Raw genomic sequence first — 20,572 nt, 5'->3', positions numbered from 1 at the left:
CCATCCTACCGGCGGTCGCATGGCCCGCCGACTGTGATTTCGGCGACGGTCAATCTGTGTGTCGTGTCGGGTGATTCACCCTCGGCGAAGAGGTCTGGGTGCCAAAGTTGCGTAGCCGCAGGCTGTTTGACACCACGAAGAATGACGAGAAGGCCATCGCGGCGCCGGCGATCAGCGGATTGAGCAGGCCGGCAGCGGCGATCGGAATCGCCGCCACGTTGTAGCCGAAGGCCCACACCATGTTCATCCGGATCGTCCGCATGGTCGCGCGCGCCAGGTCCAGCGACTGCGGGACGATGTTCAGGTCGTCGCGCACCAGGATGATGTCGGCAGCCCCGATCGCGACGTCGGTGCCCCGGCCGATCGCCAATCCCAGATCGGCACAAGCCAGTGCGGGTCCGTCGTTGATGCCGTCGCCGACCATCGCCACCGTCCGGCCTTCGGCGCGCAACCGCTCGATCGTCTCCACCTTGCCTTGCGGCAGGACCTCGGCGATCACCGTCTCGATGCCGACCCGGTTCGCGACGGCGCCGGCGGCGGCTTTGTTGTCGCCGGTGAGCAGGATCGTGCGCAGGCCGCGCTGGTGCAGCGCGGCGACCGCGTCCGGAGCCGAGTCCTTTACCGTGTCAGCGATCGCGACCGCCGCGCACGGCAGTCCATCGACGGCGATGAAAACCACGGTCTCACCGCGGGATTCGCCATCCTGCCGGGCCGATTCGAGAATGACGTCGCCCGGCGCATCCCGGGTGATCCAGGACGGCTTGCCGACCTCGACGCGCCGGCCGTCGACGAATCCCGCGACGCCGCAGCCGGCGACCGCGACAAAGTCCTTGACCGGCAACGGATCTGGTGATGACGACACGATCGCCGCGGCCACCGCGTGCTCGGAGGCCGCCTCCACCGCCGACGCGAGGCGCAACACCTGCTCGTCGTCGTGCCCGCCGGTGGTCGTCACCGTGCTCACGCTCAGTTGACCGACGGTCAGCGTGCCGGTCTTGTCGAAGACGACCGTGTCGATGCCGTGCACGGTCTCCAGGGCGCGGTAGCCCTTGATAAAGATTCCCAGCTGGGCACCCCGGCCGGAGGCGACCATCATGGCGGTCGGCGTCGCCAGCCCGAGCGCGCACGGGCAGGCGATCACCAGCACTCCCAGCGTCACCGAGAAGGCGCGCTCGGCACCCGCGCCGCTGATCAGCCACGCCGAACCGGCCAACAGCGCGATAGCGAAGACCGCCGGGACGAACACCGCCGAGATGCGGTCGGCGAGGCGCTGGGCGCGTGCCTTCTGCGCCTGGGCCTCCTCGACCAGGCGGACCATGGCGGCGAACTGGGTGTCGGCGCCGACGGCGGTGGCCTGGATGATGAGCCGGCCGTCCAGCACCACGGTGCCCCCGACCACCGCGGCGTCCGGAGACGCCCGCACGGGTCGGGATTCGCCGGTCATGGCGCTGGTGTCGATCGCGGCGGAGCCTTCCAGGACAACCCCGTCCGCCGCGATGGTCTCGCCCGGCCGCGTCACGAAACGCTGACGCTTCTTGAGTTCGCCGGCCGGGATGACCAACTCCGAACCGTCGTCGAGCAGTACGGTCACGTTCCTGGCGCCGAGGGCGGCCAGAGCGCGCAGCGCGCCGCCGGCCTTCGACTTGGCGCGCGCCTCGAAGTAACGGCCCGCCAGCACGAAGACCGTCACGCCGGCCGCGACTTCGAGGTAGATCGCGTCACTGTGCAGGATCGCCTGCCAGACGCCGTGCGTCTCGCGGGGCTGCCTGGGGACGAAGACCGTCGCCAGCGACCAGACGGTGGCGGCGACGATGCCCACCGAGATCAGCGTCTCCATCGACGCCGTCCGGTGCCGCGCATTGCGCAGCGCGACGGAGTGGAAAGGCCACGCCGCCCAGGTCACGATCGGGGCCGCCAGCGCGGCCAGCACGTAGCCCCAGCCGGGGAACCGGGCGCTTGGCACTATCGCGAGCATGCTCGACAGGTCGGCCAGCGGCACGAACAACACCGCGGCGATCAGCAGCCGGCGCAGCAGGCTGCGGGCATGCCGGGCGTCGGGATCATCCCCTTCGGACGGCGCGGAGGAGTCGGTGTGCGGAACCGCCTGGTAACCGGCCTGGTTGACCACCTCGCACAGTTCGTCGACGTTGGCGTCGACGGTGTCGATGGTGGCCACCCGGGTAGCGAAGTTGACCGATGCGCGCACACCGGGGACCTTGTTCAGCTTCGTCTCGACCCGGCTCGCACACGCCGCGCAGGACATCCCGGAAACGTCGAGCCGGACACGCTGCCGCTCGGAGTTCTCCACAAGCGGCGTCGCCACGGTTCTCCTCGGTGCTCGGTGCAATCGGTAAGCCCAGCGTACAAGCGGTATCAGGAGCTGACGGTGGCGTGCTCGCGGATGAGCGCGCACACCTGCCACTGCCCCGGCACGCCCTTGAGCTCGCGCTCACCGCGGCCGACGAACCGGTGCCGCGAACCGGTGACGATGTCGCGCACGGTCGAGGACACCAGCACCTCGCTGGGTCCGGCCAGGGCGCCCACGCGTGCGGCGATGTGCACGGCCATCCCGGCGACATCCGCGCCGCGCACTTCGACCTCGCCGGCGTGGATGCCCACCCGGATCTCGATGCCCAGCACGCGCACCGCCTCGATCACGGCGTCGCCGCAGGCCAGGGCGGCACTGGGGCTGGTGAACGTGGCGACGAAACCATCGCCGGCGGTGTTGACCTCCCGCCCGCCGAACCGCTGGATCTCGTGGCGGACGATGGTGTCGTGGTTGTCGAGCAGGTCGCGCCACCGGTAGTCGCCGAGCGCCGCGGCCCGCTGCGTCGAGCCGACGATGTCGGTGAACACGATGGTCGTCAGCACGCGTTCGGCATCCCCGCCACCGCGCACGCCGGTGACGAATTCCTCGATCTCATCGAGCATGGCGGCGGCGTCGCCCACCCAGTACAGCGTGTCCTCGCCGGGCAGCTCGATCAGGCGCGCTCCGGCGATCTGATCGGCGAGGTACCGGCCATGCTCGATCGGGCTGAAGCCACGGTTGTCGCGGTGCAACACCAGCGTCGGCGCGGTGACGCGGGGCAGGGTGTCGCGGACGTCGGAGTGCCGGACGGCGGTGATGATCGCCCGGGCCATGCTCGGCGAAGCAGCCCGGTTGCCGGCCATGTCCCACCATGAGCGGAACGCGTTGTCGGCGGCCACCGATGGAGCGATGATGCTCAAAATGTCGAAGCCCTGCTCGACGGCGTCGGGTTCGATGGCGACTGTGGTGAAGGGGTCCGCGGCATCGATCTCATGGCCTATCGGGTAGTCGGGCGCGCGTAGCGTCCGGGCCGCGCCGTTGATGCACACCAGGCTGCTGACCCGTTCGGGATAGTCGGCCGCAAGGACCAGGCCGGTCATCGTGGTGAAGCCAGGAGCCAGGATCGTCGCGCGCTCACAGCCGACGGCATTCATCACCGCGATGGCGTCCTTGGCCCAGTGCTTCGGGCCGATCATGTCCGGCGACGACACCCGCGACGACAGCCCGATGCCGCGCTGGTCATAGCGGATCACCCGGGCGAACGACGCCAGGCGCCGGTGGAACCGGTACATCGACGGCTCGGCGTCGACGGTGTCGATCGGGATGGACGGGCCGGGCAGCACCAACAGGTCGAGGGGGCCATCGCCGAACACCTGATAGGCGATGTCCACCTCGCCACAGGTCGCATAGCGAGTCCGGGGAGCCTGCGCCACAAATACAGGTTAGTAATCCGGGCCGACACTTTCACCTGAGGTCCCCGGGCGGACGCGAGACGAGGGGCCTCAGGTTCGGTCGGTCTTCTCGCCCGGCAGGTACTGCTGCACCTGCTGCTTGATCCCCTGCTTGATGAACCCGGCCGCATCCTCGTCACCACCGACCACCGCCTGGACCAGCGACTTGGCCTGCTCGAAGGTGGCGTGCGGTGGGATGGGCGGAACGTCCGGATCGCAACGCACATCGAGCACCGTGGGGCGGTCGGCGGCCAGAGCACGCTCCCACGCGGAACCCAATTGCCCTGCCTCATTCAGGTTTTCACCATGCAGACCCAGGCTGCGCGCGAATGCGGCGTAGTCCACGTCCGGAAGCGTCTGGGACGCCTCGAATTTGGGCGAGCCTTCCATGGCCCGCATTTCCCAGGTGACCTGGTTGAGGTCGTTGTTGTGCAGAACCGCGATGATCAATCGGGGGTCGGTCCACTGCCGCCAGTACTTGGCAATCGTGATCAGTTCGGCCATGTTGTTCATCTGCATCGCCCCGTCTCCGACGAAAGCGATGCCCGGCCGGTCGGGATGAGCCCACTTCGCCCCGATGACATACGGCACCCCAGGGCCCATGGTCGCCAGCGTTCCCGACAGCGACCCACGGACGCCCGCGGTGAACTTGAGGTGGCGGGCATACCAGTTCGCCGCGGACCCGGAGTCAGCCGTGACGATCGCGTTGGTCGGCAACCGCGTCGACAATTCGTGGAAGATCCGCATCGGATTGACGGGGTCGGCGTCGGTCATCGCCTGCCGCTGCGCGGTGTTCCACCATTTCGCAACGTGCTTCTCGACGGTCTCCCGCCACTCTCGGTCGGATTTGCGCTGAAGCAACGGAATCAATTGCTGTAGAGTCGTTTTGGCGTCGCCCACCAAGTTCAGCTCGTACGGGTAGCGCATGCCGATCCACTTGCCCGACCGGTCGATCTGCACCGCGCGAGCCTGGTCCAGTTTCGGCAGAAATTGGGTATAGGGAAAGTTCGATCCGACGGTGAGCAGGGTGTCGCAGCCCATCATCAGGTGCCAGCTGGCGGTGGTGCCCAACAACCCGATCGCACCCGTCACCCAGGGCAGATCATCGGGCAGCACGTCCTTTCCCAGCAGGGCTTTCGCGGCGCCGGCCCCCAACAGGTCGGCGACCTGGGTCAACTCGTCCACGCAATCGCGAGCTCCCTGCCCGACCAGCATGGCGACCTTCTCGCCGGCATTGAGCAGATCGGCGGCCGCGCGCACCGCTGCGTCATCCGGGCTCATGCGGGCGGGGCTCAGTCCGAGACTGGACGGAACCTGCTTGAATGCGTGCGTCGGCGGTTCGTACTTCAGCTCGAACACATCGGACGGGACGATGATGCAGGTCGGGCATCCTTCGCTCACCGCGATACGGATCGCCCGGTCAATGAGATTCGGCAATTGTTGTGGCACGGTGCACATTTGGACGTAATCACTGCAAACGTCCTTGAACAGGCTGAGTAGGTCCACTTCCTGCTGGTAGGCGCCACCCATCGCGGACCGCTCGGTCTGCCCGACGATGGCGACCACTGGGACGTGGTCAAGCTTGGCGTCGTAGAGCCCGTTGAGTAGGTGAATTGCGCCAGGACCACTGGTGGCCACGCATACGCCGACTCCGCCGGAAAACTTTGCGAAGCCGACCGCCTGGAAGGCGGACATCTCCTCGTGCCGGGCCTGCACGAACTGTGGCCGGTCCCCGGCTCGCTGCCAGGCAGCGAGTAAACCGTTGATCCCATCACCGGGATAACCGAAGACCTGTTTGACATTCCATTCGCGGAGCCGGGACAACAACACGTCGGCCACCGTCTGGGACACAGTCACTCTCCTACCTGCCGGAAAATTCGGCGACAACATTCGGGCGAGCATCGGAAGGAAAGAATCTGGCTCGCAGCCGATGCTGACGCCTTACCCGCTCAGGCCTGCCCGAAACGTCCGTCGTCTCGGGTACCAACCACCCCGGCCGCGGACTTACGCGCTGATGATCGGAACCAGGTAGCGCGCGGCGTAGTCGCGGACCGCTGCCTGATCGGAGGTGTCGAGCCGGTCGGTGGGAAACACGATGATGCCCACGGCGACCCGTAGCAGGATGTCCGCGACGTTGGCGAGATCCGCGTCCGGGATGGCGACGCCACAGCGCCGGAGGGTGTGGGCGATGCCGTCGGCGAACTGGCCGATCGGAAAGACGTCCGAACGCGAGAACATTCCGAACAGTTCGGGCTCACTCTCGGCGATGCGCGAGTACAACGGTGAGTCTTCGATCAGGCGGACCCCGAGGGTGAACGCCTCGATGACCGCTTCCTGCGGGCTGCAGCCGGTGGTGGCCTGGTCCAGCGTGGTGAAGAACAACGCCGCCTCGCGCCGCACCACGGCTTCGAACAGCTCGTCTTTAGTGGGGAAGCGCCGGTAGATGGTGCTGCGGCTCACCCCGGCCCGGACAGCGACATCTTCGATGTTCGCGCGTCGCACGCCGTAGGTCTCGAAGACCGAGCGTGCGGTGTCCAGGATGGTGTCCTCGACGGACGCGGTGCTGGTACCCGTAGCCCTCGTCGCCATGCTCAACTACTTTCCCCGCCCGGCAGTGATGCCGGGGATTTCCCGCTTCGAATGGTATCGTGAAACAAAAGTACGTTTTTGTGTCTCTGCTTCAACGGCGCTGGGGGGTGCCGGAGGGGGTTGTGATGAGTACGAGTTTCGAGGTCGGCGTCCGGGAAGCGACGCCGGTGGTGCGCGACGAGATCGACGACGCGGCGCCCGTGCTGGGCCCGGACTCGTTGATCTGGAAGTTCTACGGCGATTATCGGACCCAGTTGTTCGGATTCCAGCGCGTCGCGGGCACCGAGAACTGCATAGAACAGCTTGCCCAGGGCGTGCTTGACCATTCGGTGGTGTTCAGCGACACGCTGGGCCGGGCGAAGCGGACAGCGCCGCCGCTGATGAAAACCGTCTATTCCGAAGACCCGCACAAGTGGGGTCGTACCGTGCGGGACTTCCACAAGCCGATCAAAGGGACCGTCAGCGACGGTTCGCGCTATCACGCCCTGAACCCGGAGTTGTTCTACTGGGCGCACGCCACGTTCGTCGACCAGGTTCTCTACAACGCCGACACGTTCATCCGGCGCCTGTCGCACGCGGAGAAGGAACAGATCTTCGCCGAGAGCAAGGTCTGGTACTCCCTGTACGGCGTCAGCGACCGGGGTCAGCCGCAGACCTACGACGAGTTCGTCGAATACTGGGACGGCATGCTCGACCGGTTCGTGCCACACAAGACCGTTCTGTATGGGACGGGCTACATCCGCAAAGGGCTCCCGGGCCCGCGCCGAATTCCCCGCCCGATCTGGCGGATCCTGTCCGCGCCCGTGAACGCCTACGCCCGGTTGGTGATCGCGGGGACCTGCCCGCCGCAGATGCGCGCGGTATGCGATCTCGCCTGGGATGGCAAGAAGGAGAAGCGATTTCAGCGCTTCGCGGCCATCATGCGGGCGCTGAATCCGTTGATCAACCGGTTGCCCCTACGGTTCGTCTACGCATCCTGGGCGGCCGACGCGTGGCAGCGCGAGGGTGTCGACCCGCGCCGGATCAACAATTAGCGCGCAGCGACATACGGCAGCAGTGCCATCTCGCGTGCGTTCTTGATCGCATTGGCCACCTGGCGTTGTTGTTGGACGGTCAGCCCGGTGACGCGGCGAGACCTGATCTTTCCGCGTTCGGACAGGAAGAGTCGCAAGGTGTTTGTGTCTTTGTAGTCGACGGTCGCCATGCCGAGACTTGTCAGCAGGTTCTTCTTCGCCATCGGCTGCGCAGCGGTGCGCAGTTGCCTGTTGGGACGCTGCGCCATCACCAGCTCGACTTGCGCACGCCGGGAAGCTGGCCCCGGTGGGCGAGTTCGCGCGCGCGCACCCGGGATAACGCGAACTTGCGGAGATGTCCGCGTGGGCGGCCGTCGATCGAATCACGATTGCGCACCCGGACGGCACTGGCATCACGAGGCTGGCGTGCGAGCTCCCGTTGTGCGTCGACTCGCTGTTCGGGCGTGCTTTGCAGAGACCGGATGATCCGTTTGAGTTCGGCGCGCCGCTCGGCGTAGCGCGCCACCACCACGCGGCGCTGCTGGTTCTTGACGATCTTGGACTTCTTGGCCATTCAGCGTTCCTCCCGGAAGTTCACGTGCCGTCTGATCACCGGGTCGTACTTCCGCAGTGTCATCCGGTCCGGATCGTTGCGTCGGTTCTTGCGGGTGACGTAGGTGTAACCGGTGCCGGCCGTCGAGCGGAGCTTGACGATCGGGCGAATCTCATTGCGCGCCATCAGAAGTGCTCGCCCATGCGGCGCAACCGGACCACGACCGCTTCGATGCCGTCCCGGTCGATGACTTTGATGCCCTTGGCGCTGACCCGCAATGTGATGCGGCGGCCCTCGGACGGTAGGTAGTAGGTCTTACGCTGCAGGTTCGGTGACCAGCGGCGCCGGGTGCGCCGGTGCGAGTGTGACACCGCATTGCCGAAACCCACTGTGCGCCCGGTGACTTGGCATCGCGCTGACATGTCGGCCTCCCCTCGTGTTTAGACAAGCGACGCATCGGACTGTAGCCTTAATGAAAATGATTTTCAATAAGGAGCGGGTATGCGAACTCCGGTAGTGCTGGTCGTCGGTCAGGGAGCCACCGACGAGGTGACGGGGACGCTCCTGCGGCAGCCGGGCACTGCCGTGGTCGAGCACCGGTTCGACGGGCACGTGGTCCGCCGCACGGTCATCACCCTGGATCGTGGTGAGTTGCGCACCACCGAGGAGGCGCTGGAGTTGGCGCACGGTTGCCTTTCCTGCACCATCCGGAACGACCTGCTGGTGTTGCTGCGGAAGCTGCATCGACGCTCCAATGTGGCCCGCGTCGTCGTGCACGTGGCGTCGTGGCTGGAACCCGAACCGATCTGCTGGGCGGTCAATCACGTCCGGGTGCGGGTCGGTCCCGGCTATCCGGACGGACCGGCCGCTCTCGACGTGCAGATAGCCGCCGTGGTGACCTGCGTGGACTCCGTCAACTGGTTGTCGCAGGCGCTCGGGGAGGACCTGCTGCCCGACGGGCGCACGGTGGCCCAGGCGGCCGTCGGGCAAGCCGAGTTCGGCGACCTGCTGGTGCTGACTCAGCCGGAGCCGGTGACGCTGGCCGTCCTGCGACGCCTGGCGCCGCGGGCGCGGATCACGGTCGGATGCGATCGTGTCGAGCTGGCGTTGGCGAACCTCGACGGGCGTTCGCGGCGCGGCCGGACCGACCACCCGCACGCGCCGCTGTTGACGGGCCTACCGCCGCTGGACGCCGATCGCGGCGTGGTCATCCTCGAGTTCAACGCCCGCCGCCCGTTTCACCCCGAACGCCTGCACGACGCCGTGGACCTGCTCCTGGACGGAGTGGTGCGCACCCGCGGGCGGTTGTGGCTGGCCAACCGGCCCGAACAGGTGATGTGGCTGGAATCGGCCGGCGGGGGGTTGCGGGTCGCTTCGGCAGGAAAGTGGCTGGCGGCCATGTCCCCCTCGGAGCTCGCCTATGTCGACCCGGAGCGCCGGTTGTTCGCCGAACTGATGTGGGAGTTCCACCACGGCGACCGGCACACCGCGATGACCATGCTGGTCTGCGGCGCCGACCCGGTCGACATCACGAACGCTCTGAACGCGGCGCTGCTCACCGATTTGGAGATGGCCGATCCGGATTCCTGGACCGGGTATCGCGACCCCTTCGGCGACTGGCATCAGGATCCGTGTCACGAGACACCGGACGCGGCGGGCGAGTTCTCGGCGCACCGCAACGATGGTCAGCGCGGATGAAGCCCGGCACCCATCCCGACTATCGCCCGGTCGTGTTCCAGGACGCCAACACCGGCACGATGTTTATCACACGATCGACGATCCACAGCACCCGCACCATCGAGTGGGAAACCCCGGCTGGGCGGCACACGTACCCACTGGTCGTCGTCGAGGTGTCGGCGGATTCGCACCCTTTCTGGACTGGGACGCAGCGCACGCTCGACGCCGCCGGCAGGGTGGACCTCTTCCACCGCAGATACGGCCCTAGAACTCGATAGCGGCGGTACCCCGACGCGCCAGGGCTTCAGGTGGCGTTGTGACCGTGGGTCACACCTGTGTTTCGATAGGTGAAGACGGGTCGACAGCGATCGAGGGATACAGCCGATGAATCTTGTCTTGCAGGCGATTGATTCGGCTGCCAGCAGGTTGGCAAACCCGGCGCGGGAATCCGACCCGGACAGGTTGCGCGATGTCGTCACGGGCAAAACGGTGCTGGTCACCGGCGCGTCCTATGGGATCGGCGAGGCTACCGCCCGCAAGCTGGCGGCGGCCGGAGCGAAGGTGTTGATCGTGGCCCGTTCGGCCGATCGCCTGGAAGATGTCGCAGCCTCCATCAATACTGGTGGGGGACAGGCGGTCGTCTATCCGACCGATCTCAGCGATGAGGCCGCCGTCAGCGAGCTGACCAAGCAGATCACCGAGAATCACGGCCCGCTGGACATCATCGTGAGCAACGCCGGCAAGTCGTTGCGCCGGTCGCTGCACGAGCAGTACGACCGCCCTCACGACTTCCAGCGCACGATCGACGTCAACTATCTGGGACCGATCTGGCTGTTGCTCGGGTTGCTGCCGGCGATGCGCGACAACGGCCGCGGGCACCTGGTCAATGTGTCGAGCGTCGGCGTGAGGGTGGTCCCGGGGCCACAGTGGGGCGCCTACCAGGCGTCCAAGGGAGCCTTCGACCGCTGGCTGCGCAGTGTCGCGCCGGAACTGCACGCAGACGGCATCGACGTTTCGACGATCTACTTCGCGCTGGTCCGCACCCGGATGATCGAACCGACGCCGCTGCTCGGCCGACTGCCGGGCCTAACGCCCGACGAGGCCGCCGACGCCGTCGCGAAGGTCATCATCGAGCGGCCCCGAACCAACGAGCCGCCCTGGGTCTGGCCGGCCGAAATCGCTTCGGTGCTGCTGGCCGGACCCGCCGAGCGCGCTGCCCGGCTGTGGTACAGCCGGTTCTTCGCCGAATCCGGCTTGCCGCCGGTCACAAAGGAAGCCCGGTCGTGACGGACAGCGTGGTGGGTACGACGGCGCGCGCGGTGCTGTCATCGGGACTGCTCGGCCCGCCCGGTCCCGCCGGGGCGTTGCGTCTGGCCCGCGAATTATGCCGGGGTGGGACCAATCTTTTCACCCTGCTGGCTGTGTCGGCGGCACGCTGGCCGCAGCGGACCGCGATCGTCGACGAAGACGGTGCACTCAGTTACCACGACTTGCTGTCGATGACCGAGTCAATGGCCGTGGAGCTGCTCGATGCCGGTGTGCGCGCCGGGCAGCCGGTCGGCGTGATGTGCCGCAACGGGCGCAACTTCGTCTCCGCGGTTTTCGCCACGGCGCTGATCGGCGCCGATGTGGTGTTGGTGAACACCGAGTTTCGCTCCGACGCCCTCGCGGGCGCCCTTGCGGCACACCAGATCCGGACGATGTTCTGCGACGACGAGTTCACCCCTCAGATCGTCGCGACCGAGGAGCCGATCCGGATCATCGATCCGGCCGGCGTCGAACCGCGACTGGATGTTCCGCGGCCCAAGGTCGCCCCGTCGGGGCGGATGGTCTTGCTGACCTCAGGCACCACCGGAATCCCGAAAGGGGTGCCACGCACGCCCCACCTCAGTTCGGGGGTGGGCGTCAGCATGACCATACTGGCGCGTACCGGATTACGCGTCGGCACGCGAATCTCTCTGGCGGCTCCGATGTTTCATGGTCTCGGTTTCGGCATCCTGATGATGGCGATCGCACTGGGCGGCACGGTGCTGACCCGCCGCCGCTTCGATGCCGAGGGCGCCCTGGCCCAGGCTTCCCTGCACCGGGCCGAGGCGATGAGCGCGGTGCCCATCATGTTGGCCCGCATGTTGGATCTGCCGCAACGGGTGCGAGCGCGAAACCCCTTGTCCTGCTTGCGTGTTGTCATATCCAGCGGCGACCGCCTGGACCCGGGCCTGGCCCGCCGGTTCATGGACGCCTACGGTGACGTCCTCTACAACCTCTACGGTTCTACCGAGGTTGGTATCGGATCCCTGGCCACACCGCAGGAACTGCGCCGCTACCCCGAGACGGTGGGCAGGCCGGTCGCCGGTTGCCCGGTGCGTATCTACAACCGCAACGGGCGGCCCGTCGGGCCACGGGTCACCGGGCGCATCTTCGTCGGTGGCGGACTGGCCTCCGACGGATACACCGGTGGTGGCGGCAAAGCGGTCATCGACGGCATGACGAGCACCGGGGATATGGGTTACCTCGACGAGGACGGCCGCCTGTATATCGTTGGCCGCGAAGACGACATGATCGTCTCCGGCGGTGAGAACGTCTACCCGCGCGCGCTGGAGAACGCGTTGGCCGGGCACCCGGAAGTGGCCGAGAATGCGGTCGTCGGGGTGGCCGACGAGCAGTTCGGCAAGCGCTTGGCCGCGTTCGTCGTATTGCGGGAGGACAGCGCCGCCGATGAGCTCGCGCTGCGAGAATACTTGCGGGGCAGAGTTTCTCGCTTCGAGCAGCCCAGGGATATCAACATCGTCGAAAGCATCCCGCGCAATCCGGCGGGCAAGGTGGTGCGCCGGGAACTGTCCGGCTAGCGAACTGACCTGGCGTCAATCTGGTTCGCTGTCAACGTCATCGGTTTTCGGTGGTCGCACCGGGTGATGCATGCAGTTGGTGCGGGGCCGCCCGAAGTCTAGGTGCTTGGGTGCTATCCATTCGGTGTGGCCGCGGGCATTTCGGCGGGTGGTGTATTTGTGGAGTTCGACCAATCTGTTGTCTGGTGCACAGGCCAGGGCGAGTTCGTCGATGTGGGTGCGACGCTTGGCCATCCATCCCTCAAGGTGATGCACCTGGGTCCAGTAGCCCGGCACCCTGCAGCCCGGGCGGGTGCAGCCGCCGTCTCTGGCCAGCAGGGCCAGGCGTTGCTCGGGCGAGGCCAGGCGCTTGCTGTGGTAGAGCGCCAGTGTTTTGTCCTTGTCGAAGATCGCCAAATAGTGATGGGCCGGCGAGGCCAGTCGGATAACCTCCGACATGGGCAGCAGGGTGCCCCCGGCGGTCAGGGCTCGCCCGGCCCCGGCTTCGAGTTCGGCCAGGGTGGTGGTGACCACGATGGTAGTCGGCAGCCCGTGGTGGCGGCCTAACTCTTTGGAGCCCAGCAGCATCCGCAGTCCGGCCGCGATGGCGTCGTGGCTGCGCTGGGCGTGGTTGCGGGCGTCACGGTCGACCGCGTCCTCGGGTGCCTTGCCCGCGGTGACGGGGTGCTCGTCGTCGGGGTTGCACATGCCCGGGGCGCCGAGTTTGGCGACCACCGGTTCCAGGGTGGCCCGGAATTCGGGGGTGATCAGCCCACGGATCTCCGACATCCCGTCGGCCTGTTGTTCGCCCAGGGTGATGCCGCGTCTGCGGGCCCGCTCGGGTTCGTCGGGGCCGTCACCGTCGGGCATCAGGTAGTTCTGTAGCAGCTTGGCGTAGTCGGCCACTTCATCGGGCCGACATCCGGCGGCGACCTTGCCGGCCAGGTCAGCCTCGGCGAAGTCGCGGTCGGCCGCGGCGATGGTGTTGGGCAGTTTCTTGAAGAATCTGCGGATCACCTTGATGTGCCCGGCCCCGACCAGGCCTTGACGTTGTGCGGCAGCGGTGGCCGGCAGCAGCGGTGCCAACGGTTCTCCGGTCAGTGCGCGGCGCGGTCCCAGGTCGGCGGCGTCCGCGATGCGGCGGTCAGCCTCGTCCTTGACCACCCGCAGCCGATCGGCCAGCGCATGGCCGAGTGTGCCGCCCAGATCTGCCGGAGTCGCTTGGCTGGCAAGCTGATTGATCAACACGTTCCCGGCCACCGGCAGGCGCCGGCACTGCACTTCCAGCTCACCGAGCGTCGTCAGCAACTCGGGGCAACTCAACGTCTCCGCGGTGAGCTCCAACAGCCGCGACACCGACCCGCAAAGCGCGCCCAGCGCCTCGGCCCAGTCCTCACGCGTGCTGCAACTCACACCCCAATTCTATTGCGGGGCACCGACAAGCCGGATTTCGCGCGCTACTGGGAGTCCCCGTTCGGCGCCGGCTGCACCGCACCGACCGCCTTATTCAGCCAATGAGGCGCCAGCCACGAGATCGCGGTCGTTCCCGCCGTGGCGCCGATAACACCCGACCAGGCCACCGGCCCCAGTGGTGTGCAACCGAAAAACTGGCTCAATACCGGTGTTTGGATGATCCCGACCAGGACTCCCGCGCTGCCCAGTGCGGTTGCCACCACCAGCGGGCTGTGGCTGCGGGTCATTAGAGTCTGAGCCAGCTGCGTCGTCACCAGAGCGGTCAGACCCATTGTCGCCGTGCGCCTTTCGGTGCCCGGGGTCCACCGGCCGATGGTCCAGGCGGTGGTTGCGCCGGCCGCGGTGATGATGCCGCGGTTGACGATCTGACGCATCAGCGGCTCGTCCAGGGAGGGGGCGGGCTGGATCAGCAGGTCGCGTTGCAGGGTCCGGCGGGCCTCCTCGATCTGCTCGGCGGTCAGTTCCTCGTCGTCCTCGGGGTCGTCGTACTGGGAGGTGACGGCGACCGCGAGCGCGGGGAACATGTCGGTGAGCAGGTTCACCAGCAGCAGTTGCCGGGTGCCCACCGGCGCCCGTCCCTGCCCGAACGCCGTCCCCAGAATGGTGAACAGCACTTCGCCGACGTTTCCCCCGACCAGGATGGTGACCGCGTCGCGCACACCGGCCCACATGTTGCGGCCCTCGACCAGCGCGTCGATCAGCACGCCCAGATCGTCGTCGGTCAACACGATGTCGGCCGCGCCCCGGGCGGCCGAGGAACCGCGACCGCTGACCCCGATCCCCACGTCGGCCATCCGGATGGCGGCGGCGTCGTTGGCGCCGTCGCCGACCATGGCGGTCACTCGGCCCGCGCGCTGCAGCGCCGCGACGATCTGCACCTTCTGCTCCGGGCTGACCCGCGCGAACACCTGGACATCGGCCGCCAGCTTGGTGTGCCCCTCGGCGTCGATGCCGGCGAACTCGGCTCCGGTCACCACGCGAACATCCTCAGGCAGGCCCAGTTGCCGGGCGATCGCGCGGGCGGTGATGGGGTGGTCACCGGTGATCAGCACCACGTTGCGCTCGGCTTCCACCAGCGCCTCGATGAGCGGCCGCGCGGACGCCCGGGCCGTGTCGGCCAGTCCGACATAACCGATCAGTTCCAGGTCGTGCGCGGCGGCGTCGACGGAGTCGGAATCGGTGTCGCCGTCGGAGGTGGCGAGCTCCCAGGGGCGCTGCGCGACGGCGAGCACCCGCAACCCTTGTGCCGCAAGGCTGTCCACCAGTGCCTCGGCCTCGGAGTCGACCGATCGGCAGCGCGGCAGGATCGTCTCCGGCGCGCCCTTGAGCATCAGCACCGGCGTGGCACCGTCGAGCTCCGCGCCGATGGACGCGGCGTAGCCGCGGCTGGACTCGAAGGGCACCTCGGCCAGCACCGTCCACGGTGAATCGCCTTCGCCGTCAAGCGAATTGGCGGCAATGATGATCGCCTCATCGGTTGCGTGCGCGTGTCCCTCGCCATCGTGCGGCTGCGTCGATGCGCGGGCGGCGGCCCGCAACACCGCGATCGCCTCCGGGGCGCCGGACTCGGGGAACGGTCCATTCGGACCGATGCCCTTCGGCACCGCACGCACGACGCGCAGCTTGTTCTCGGTGAGGGTGCCGGTCTTGTCGAAGCAGACGGTGTCGACGCGGCCCAGGGCCTCGATGGCGCGCGGTGAGCGCACCAGCACCCCGCGGGTCGTCAGGCGCTGCGCGGCGGCCAGCTGGGACAGCGTCGCCACCAGCGGCAGACCTTCCGGAACCGCCGCGACCGCGATGGCGACGCCGTCGGCCACCGCCTGCCGCAAAGAGGTGCGGCGCAGCAGCGACAGGCCGGTCACCGTCGCGCCGCCGGCCAGGGTGAGCGGCAGCACCTTGCTGGTCAGCTCCCGCAGCCGCGCCTGTACGCCGGCCGAGGTCTCGACATTGGCCACCGCCGAGATCGCCCGCTGTGCGGCGGTGCCGACTCCGGTGGCGACGACGATCGCCCGCGCACGGCCCGCGACGATCGTGCTGCCCTCGAACAGCATGCTGGCCCGCTCCGGGTCGTTGACGGCGACGGGATCAACCTGCTTGTCGACCGGCAGCGACTCGCCGGTGAGGAAGGACTCGTCGACCTCGAGGTCATCGGCAACCAAGATCCGCGCGTCGGCGGGCACCACTTCGGGAGCGGCCAGGTCGATGACGTCCCCGGGCCGCAGCTTCTTGGCCGACACGGTGGCGGTGCGGGTGGCATGCTGGGCGGCCTCCAGCCGGCGCCGCGTGGTCGCGACCGCGGGCACCACCACGCGACGCACCAGCTGATCCTGCTCGGCGAACAGCTCTGCAGCCGCTGCCTCGGCCCGCAGCCGCTGTACGCCACCGGTTACCGCGTTGACCGCCATGACGCCGGCGACCAGCAGCGCGTCGACATTGCTGCCCACGATCGCCGACGCCGCCGCACCCACCGCCAGGATCGGAGTCAGCGGATCGCGCAACTCGACGCGGGTGGCGGCCGCCAACCGTCCCAGCGTATGGGCCGGACCGCGCAGCGGGGCCACGACCGGCTCGTAGGACAGGTCGTCGAGCCGCCGCCGCCAGGTCGGGGTGTCGGATTGGACCGCCAGCGGACGCGATCCGCCGGCCAGGCGCGAGTAGACGATCTCGGGGTCCAGTGCGTGCCAGGCGGTCAGCGGCTGCGGCGTGGGGTCGGGCTGCCGGAGCACCCGTGCGGCCGAGAGGGACCCGCCCAGCAGGGCGGTCAGCGCGGCGGCGTTGACCGGGTTGAGCCAGCGACGGAAGGAAGCCGGATTGCTGGTCCGGCCGTCTTCCCCGGTGACGAGCAGCAGCCCGGCCAATGTGGTCCCGCCCTGGGCCAGGTGCACGGCGGATTCGCTGGCAGCGCGCGCCACCGGGAGCGCGGACAGAATTCGCACCGCAGCGGCCAGGTCGGTCCCGGTGATGATGTCGGCGGTCCACGGCGTGGCCGCGCGTGGGTCGTCCAGGGCGACGCCGACGTCCGCGATGGCCAGCGCGGCCAGCGTGTCGGTCGATGCGAAGTCACGGTGCAGGGCGGTGATCAGCAGGACCGGTCCCCGGTCCGCCCGCAGTTCCCGGACCAGCTTCAGCAGCGGCGTGCCCGGGGGATGTGTGGAACCGACGCTGGCGGACAGGTCTTCTGTGCCGGCCACGTGACGCAGCACCACCCGGGCGCCGGTGCGGTGCGCGGTCTGCATCAGCGGGATCGCGAACGGGTCGACTTCCCACCCGACGTCCACACTGCCCACCCGGTCGCCGTCGTTGATCAGGTCCGCGTGTTCGAGGCCCTGCGCCGGCGTCGCCGACGGTCCCTGCGATCGAATCCATTTCAGCCGCGCACCGATGGCCGGCAGCTCGTCGGGGTCGGGCTCGGGTGCCTCCTCCCCGTGCAACAGAGCGTCGGCAACCTCGTAGACACGGTCGTCGTCCCAGCCGGGCTCGTCGCCCTGCGCGCGCAGCACCGCGCGGTGGTCGCCCCGCAGGGCGGCACCGTCGATGACGACCACCTGCACCCGGTCCAGGCGACGCAACGCACCCGGGTCGAGCAGCAGCAATCCGGCGTTGGCCAGACCGCGACCGAGGGTGGTGGCGAACGCCTCGCGACCCACGTGCGCGGCCTTGGGCACTCCGGCCAGGATCGCCTCGGCGGCCTCGGCGGAACCGCCACCTGCGAACAACGCGCCGGCCGCGGCAACTACCGAGCCGCTCGCGGCCTGATCCACGTAGTGCTCGATCGGGCCTTTCATGGAGCCCTTGCCGGTGTCGATCGCGGCGTCGATGGCACCGTCCACCACGACGTGCGAGGCTTCGCCCGCGGCGGCCGCGGCCCAGTTGTGCCGGGGCGTGTGCTCGTCCGCAGCGGAGGAGAGGATCGGCACCACCGGTGCTTGTGGCCGGGTAGGGGAGGCGAGTTCGGGTTCCCGCTCCCGCCACCGCTGCCGGTGCGCCGCGGCCTCGGACAGCTGCAGCCCGCGTTGCGTGAGGTTCAGCAGTGGCGTGCCGACCGACTGGCTCAGCCCGTACGCCAGCGCCGTGGAACCGCTGAGCGCGATGTCGGTTCCGACGCGGCCGAGCCTGGACTCCAGCACGGCGACCACCCGCGGCTGGTAGTTCATCAGCGCCGCGGCGGCCCGCGCGCTGCGCGGCGCTACGGGCAGCCGGGTGAACCAGCCCGTGACGGCGGCGCCGACCGCGACGGCGTCCATCGCCGCGGCGGTGAGCGGCACCAGAATCGCCAACGGGTTGCCCGGGTCGGCGAACGGCGCGGAATGCGGTGTGGGGCCGGTTTCGGCGGCAGCGAGGTCGGCGGCCACCGCCGCCGCCGTGTCGCGCACCTCGTCGAGGACGTCGTCGGCGTCGGCATCCGCGGTGATCTCGATGACCAACCGGCCCAGCGCGCCTTCGACGTGGGCTTTGTCGACTCCGGCAATCCGGCGGACCGGCTCCTCGATCACCGGGGCATATTCATGCCAGCGGGGGAAGGGCAGCAGCGGATCGAGGTCCAGGTGGAACCGCCGGCCGCTGTGCCAGCGCACCGGCGGCGTGACGGTTTCCGGCGCTCCGTCGAGCGAGCTCCCCAGGCCGATAGCCCGGCCGGTGGTGTGCGCCACGGACTGCACGACGGGGCCGACCAGTTCCGTCACCGGGCTGGTCAGTGTCTGGACCGCTCCGACGGCACCCGCCGCTCCGTTGACCCCTGCCTGTATCGCCTGAACCGCTCCACCGGTGAGAGTGCCGACAAGGTCGGCCACACCCGGGATCTTCATCCATCACCCTTCGATCACGTCTACCGCGCCAATCCTCCCGGCGCCTCGGTGACCTGTCCACACGGCCCGCGCGAACGCGGCCGGGTCACCGCGTGGGCGGCAACCCGAACGCGGCGAAAAGCGTCGGATCGAGGAAGACGGTCATCACCGCGATCCCGGGTGTCCCGGCCCCGGAACGGCAGGTCAGCACCTGAATGGAATGAGCTTCCATGATGTTATCCGCGTTGCGCCGATATTCGGCGACCGCAGGCTGTGCGTTGGCTGAGGTCGGGACCATTACGACGTCGCCCGCGGGCGCGAAAGCGCGCTCGGCCAGGAAGCGGAGCACATCATCGCGGCCGACGAACCATTCCGGCATCGGCGGCATCTCGAGCTTGACGTCCTCCCGCAGCAACTCGGTGAGGGCGGCCATGTCGGAGTTCTCGAACGCGGAGCAGTAGCGGTCGACCAGATCGCGGCGCGCAGTGTCGTCCGGCTCGGCGATCTCGTCCTCGTCGGGTGTGATCTCGGCGAGCCGGCCGCGGGCACGTTGCGGGGAACTGTTGACGGCCGCGGGCGTGGTTTCCAGTAATTCGGCGACCTCGGCGGCGCTGAACTGCACGACGTCGCGCAGGATCAGCACCGCTCGTTGCCGGGCCGGCAGCTCCTGCAGGGCGGTCATCACCGCCAGCCGGACACTCTGCCGCACGGCCAGCGCGTCCTCCGGAGTCTGGAAGAGGTAGCCGTCCGGGATCGGTTCCAGCCACTCGCTGTCACCGATCGGATCGTCGGCCGGCAGCGCCCGGCGCGCGCGGTTCTCCAGAGCCCGCAGGCAGGCCGTCGTCGCGATCCGGTACAGCCACGTACGCAGCGCCGCGCGCTCCTCGAACGCCGGATAACCACGCCAGCCACGAAGGTAGGTCTCCTGAACCAGATCCTCGGCGTCGTGCACCGAACCGAGCATCCGGTAGCAGTGCGCAATCAACTCGGCGCGAAATGGCGCCGCCCGCTCGATGAACTCCGACTGGTCCGTCATGTCTCTTTAGATACTTCCGCGCCGGAAAAATCATCGCCGACCTGGGCAGCGATGAATCGCGGCGGTGCTGCGTATCTGCATTGGTGACGTTGTGTCACATGAAAGGAAGCTTCACCGTGAATCGAACAATTGCCGGGACGACGGCGATCGTCACCGGCGCCAGCCGCGGCTTCGGCCGCGCCGTCGCCATCGCCCTGACTTCGGCAGGTGCGCGTGTCGTCGGCGTCGCGCGGACCCAGGCCCATCTGCAGCTGGTGCGCGACGAACTGGGCGACACCTTCACCGGCGTCGCCGCCGACGCCGCAGACGCGCAGACGGCTGCCGCGCTGATCGATGAATACCGTCCGGCCACCGTCGTGCTGGCCGCCGGACTGGCGCCCCAGATGATGCCGTTGACGGACCAGACCTGGGAAAGCTTCACCGAGAACTGGAACGTCGACGTCGCGCAGGCGTTTCACTGGGTCCGGTGCGCGCTGCGACGGCCGCTGGCGCCGGGCAGCGCGGTGATCGCCTTCTCGAGCGGCGCTGCGGTCAACGGGTCTCCCCTCAGCGGTGGTTACGCGGGCGCCAAGGCCGCCGTCCGGTTTATCGCCGGCTACGCGGCCGAGGAATCGAAGCGGGCAGGGCTGGGCATCAGCTTCGCGTCGGTGTTGCCGCGCCTGACTCCCGCGACCGACCTGGGCGCCAAGGCCGTCGCTGCCTACGCCGCACGGCAGGGTGTCGCGGTCGATGCGTTCGTGGCGGCCGCCGGGCCGGTGCTTACCCCCGAGCAGGTCGGGATCGCGGTGCGGGGCATCGTGGAACGGCGGGACGGCGGGCCCTATCTACTGACTTCCGCCGGGTTGTCCCCGGTGGCCTGAAAG

17 protein-coding genes are annotated in these 20,572 nt (G+C 68.3%); 6 read left to right on the top strand and 11 right to left on the bottom strand.

Annotation, left to right across the window (positions count from 1 at the left end; all coding sequences use genetic code 11):
- Window positions 1-49: 49 nt before the first annotated feature.
- The 4 genes from ACNQS7_RS18535 to ACNQS7_RS18520 form a co-directional block, all read right to left on the bottom strand.
- Complete coding sequence (locus ACNQS7_RS18535) at window positions 50-2,323, bottom strand: heavy metal translocating P-type ATPase (protein ID WP_418013672.1); 2,274 nt, start codon at window positions 2,321-2,323, stop codon at window positions 50-52.
- Between the two features lie 50 nt (window positions 2,324-2,373).
- Window positions 2,374-3,741, bottom strand: a complete 1,368-nt coding sequence (locus ACNQS7_RS18530) for an adenylate/guanylate cyclase domain-containing protein (protein WP_418013671.1) — start codon at window positions 3,739-3,741, stop codon at window positions 2,374-2,376.
- Between the two features lie 69 nt (window positions 3,742-3,810).
- Window positions 3,811-5,610, bottom strand: coding sequence for a thiamine pyrophosphate-requiring protein (locus ACNQS7_RS18525; RefSeq protein ID WP_418013670.1), 1,800 nt, complete (start codon window positions 5,608-5,610; stop codon window positions 3,811-3,813).
- A 153-nt stretch (window positions 5,611-5,763) separates the two neighbouring features.
- Window positions 5,764-6,348 carry a TetR/AcrR family transcriptional regulator gene (locus tag ACNQS7_RS18520; RefSeq protein ID WP_418013669.1) on the bottom strand — a complete coding sequence of 195 codons (585 nt, stop codon included), beginning with the start codon at window positions 6,346-6,348 and terminating at the stop codon, window positions 5,764-5,766.
- Window positions 6,349-6,473: 125 nt separating this feature from the next.
- Here ACNQS7_RS18520 and ACNQS7_RS18515 point away from each other — a divergent pair, with 125 nt between their 5' ends.
- Window positions 6,474-7,382 (top strand): oxygenase MpaB family protein, encoded by a 909-nt coding sequence (locus tag ACNQS7_RS18515; RefSeq protein ID WP_418013668.1) that lies wholly within the window; start codon window positions 6,474-6,476, stop codon window positions 7,380-7,382.
- On the opposite strand, the gene rpsR is transcribed toward ACNQS7_RS18515, so the two are convergent.
- Genes rpsR through rpmB form a run of 4 tightly spaced genes read right to left on the bottom strand, consistent with a single transcriptional unit; the run spans window position 7,379 to window position 8,336 of the window.
- Window positions 7,379-7,630, bottom strand: coding sequence for a 30S ribosomal protein S18 (gene rpsR, locus ACNQS7_RS18510; protein WP_418013667.1), 252 nt, complete (start codon window positions 7,628-7,630; stop codon window positions 7,379-7,381). The genes ACNQS7_RS18515 and rpsR overlap by 4 nt on opposite strands.
- The gene (gene rpsN, locus ACNQS7_RS18505; protein ID WP_418013666.1) at window positions 7,630-7,935 is read right to left on the bottom strand and encodes a 30S ribosomal protein S14; all 306 of its coding nucleotides are present in this window, start codon (window positions 7,933-7,935) and stop codon (window positions 7,630-7,632) included. Before rpsN ends, rpsR begins: the two co-directional genes overlap by 1 nt.
- Window positions 7,936-8,100: a 50S ribosomal protein L33 gene (rpmG, locus tag ACNQS7_RS18500; RefSeq protein ID WP_418013665.1), complete on the bottom strand. Its 165-nt coding sequence runs from the start codon at window positions 8,098-8,100 to the stop codon at window positions 7,936-7,938.
- Window positions 8,100-8,336, bottom strand: a complete 237-nt coding sequence (gene rpmB, locus ACNQS7_RS18495) for a 50S ribosomal protein L28 (protein WP_418013664.1) — start codon at window positions 8,334-8,336, stop codon at window positions 8,100-8,102. Before rpmB ends, rpmG begins: the two co-directional genes overlap by 1 nt.
- 79 nt (window positions 8,337-8,415) lie before the next feature.
- Between rpmB and mrf the strand changes: the two genes are divergently transcribed.
- From mrf to ACNQS7_RS18475, 4 genes are all read left to right on the top strand, one after another.
- A complete protein-coding gene (gene mrf, locus ACNQS7_RS18490; protein WP_418013663.1) occupies window positions 8,416-9,612 on the top strand; it encodes a ribosome hibernation factor-recruiting GTPase MRF in 1,197 nt (398 codons plus the stop codon).
- A complete protein-coding gene (locus ACNQS7_RS18485) occupies window positions 9,609-9,869 on the top strand; it encodes a type B 50S ribosomal protein L31 (protein ID WP_418013662.1) in 261 nt (86 codons plus the stop codon). Before mrf ends, ACNQS7_RS18485 begins: the two co-directional genes overlap by 4 nt.
- A gap of 106 nt (window positions 9,870-9,975) precedes the next feature.
- The gene (locus tag ACNQS7_RS18480; protein WP_418013661.1) at window positions 9,976-10,878 is read left to right on the top strand and encodes an SDR family NAD(P)-dependent oxidoreductase; all 903 of its coding nucleotides are present in this window, start codon (window positions 9,976-9,978) and stop codon (window positions 10,876-10,878) included.
- Entirely contained in the window at window positions 10,875-12,437 is a 1,563-nt protein-coding gene (locus tag ACNQS7_RS18475; protein ID WP_418013660.1) for an AMP-binding protein, read from the top strand. Before ACNQS7_RS18480 ends, ACNQS7_RS18475 begins: the two co-directional genes overlap by 4 nt.
- A gap of 15 nt (window positions 12,438-12,452) precedes the next feature.
- Here the strand turns inward: ACNQS7_RS18475 and ACNQS7_RS18470 are convergent, their stop codons facing one another.
- From ACNQS7_RS18470 to ACNQS7_RS18460, 3 genes are all read right to left on the bottom strand, one after another.
- Complete coding sequence (locus ACNQS7_RS18470) at window positions 12,453-13,829, bottom strand: HNH endonuclease signature motif containing protein (RefSeq protein ID WP_418013659.1); 1,377 nt, start codon at window positions 13,827-13,829, stop codon at window positions 12,453-12,455.
- Window positions 13,830-13,873: 44 nt separating this feature from the next.
- Window positions 13,874-18,694: an HAD-IC family P-type ATPase gene (locus ACNQS7_RS18465; RefSeq protein ID WP_418013658.1), complete on the bottom strand. Its 4,821-nt coding sequence runs from the start codon at window positions 18,692-18,694 to the stop codon at window positions 13,874-13,876.
- Window positions 18,695-18,779: 85 nt separating this feature from the next.
- Complete coding sequence (locus tag ACNQS7_RS18460; RefSeq protein WP_418013657.1) at window positions 18,780-19,709, bottom strand: sigma-70 family RNA polymerase sigma factor; 930 nt, start codon at window positions 19,707-19,709, stop codon at window positions 18,780-18,782.
- A gap of 116 nt (window positions 19,710-19,825) precedes the next feature.
- On the opposite strand from ACNQS7_RS18460, the gene ACNQS7_RS18455 reads away from it, so the two are divergent.
- A complete protein-coding gene (locus ACNQS7_RS18455) occupies window positions 19,826-20,569 on the top strand; it encodes an SDR family oxidoreductase (RefSeq protein WP_418013656.1) in 744 nt (247 codons plus the stop codon).
- The last annotated feature ends 3 nt before the right edge of the window (window positions 20,570-20,572 follow it).

Source organism: Mycobacterium sp. 23 (genome assembly GCF_048287075.1).
Taxonomy (GTDB): domain Bacteria; phylum Actinomycetota; class Actinomycetes; order Mycobacteriales; family Mycobacteriaceae; genus Mycobacterium; species Mycobacterium gordonae_B.
The sequence above is the reverse complement of the archived record's forward strand: the minus strand, read 5'-3'. Positions and strand labels throughout refer to the sequence as shown.

Excerpts from the sequence above, each read along its gene's own strand:
- ACNQS7_RS18520 (WP_418013669.1), bottom strand. The coding sequence starts at position 6,348 with ATGGCGACGAGGGCTACGGGTACCAGCACCGCGTCCGTCGAGGACACC.
- ACNQS7_RS18460 (WP_418013657.1), bottom strand. The coding sequence starts at position 19,709 with ATGACGGACCAGTCGGAGTTCATCGAGCGGGCGGCGCCATTTCGCGCC.
- ACNQS7_RS18485 (WP_418013662.1), top strand. The coding sequence starts at position 9,609 with ATGAAGCCCGGCACCCATCCCGACTATCGCCCGGTCGTGTTCCAGGAC.
- rpsR (WP_418013667.1), bottom strand. The coding sequence starts at position 7,630 with ATGGCGCAGCGTCCCAACAGGCAACTGCGCACCGCTGCGCAGCCGATG.
- rpsN (WP_418013666.1), bottom strand. The coding sequence starts at position 7,935 with ATGGCCAAGAAGTCCAAGATCGTCAAGAACCAGCAGCGCCGCGTGGTG.
- ACNQS7_RS18480 (WP_418013661.1), top strand. The coding sequence starts at position 9,976 with ATGAATCTTGTCTTGCAGGCGATTGATTCGGCTGCCAGCAGGTTGGCA.
- ACNQS7_RS18515 (WP_418013668.1), top strand. The coding sequence starts at position 6,474 with ATGAGTACGAGTTTCGAGGTCGGCGTCCGGGAAGCGACGCCGGTGGTG.
- rpmB (WP_418013664.1), bottom strand. The coding sequence starts at position 8,336 with ATGTCAGCGCGATGCCAAGTCACCGGGCGCACAGTGGGTTTCGGCAAT.
- ACNQS7_RS18465 (WP_418013658.1), bottom strand. The coding sequence starts at position 18,694 with ATGAAGATCCCGGGTGTGGCCGACCTTGTCGGCACTCTCACCGGTGGA.
- rpmG (WP_418013665.1), bottom strand. The coding sequence starts at position 8,100 with ATGGCGCGCAATGAGATTCGCCCGATCGTCAAGCTCCGCTCGACGGCC.
- mrf (WP_418013663.1), top strand. The coding sequence starts at position 8,416 with ATGCGAACTCCGGTAGTGCTGGTCGTCGGTCAGGGAGCCACCGACGAG.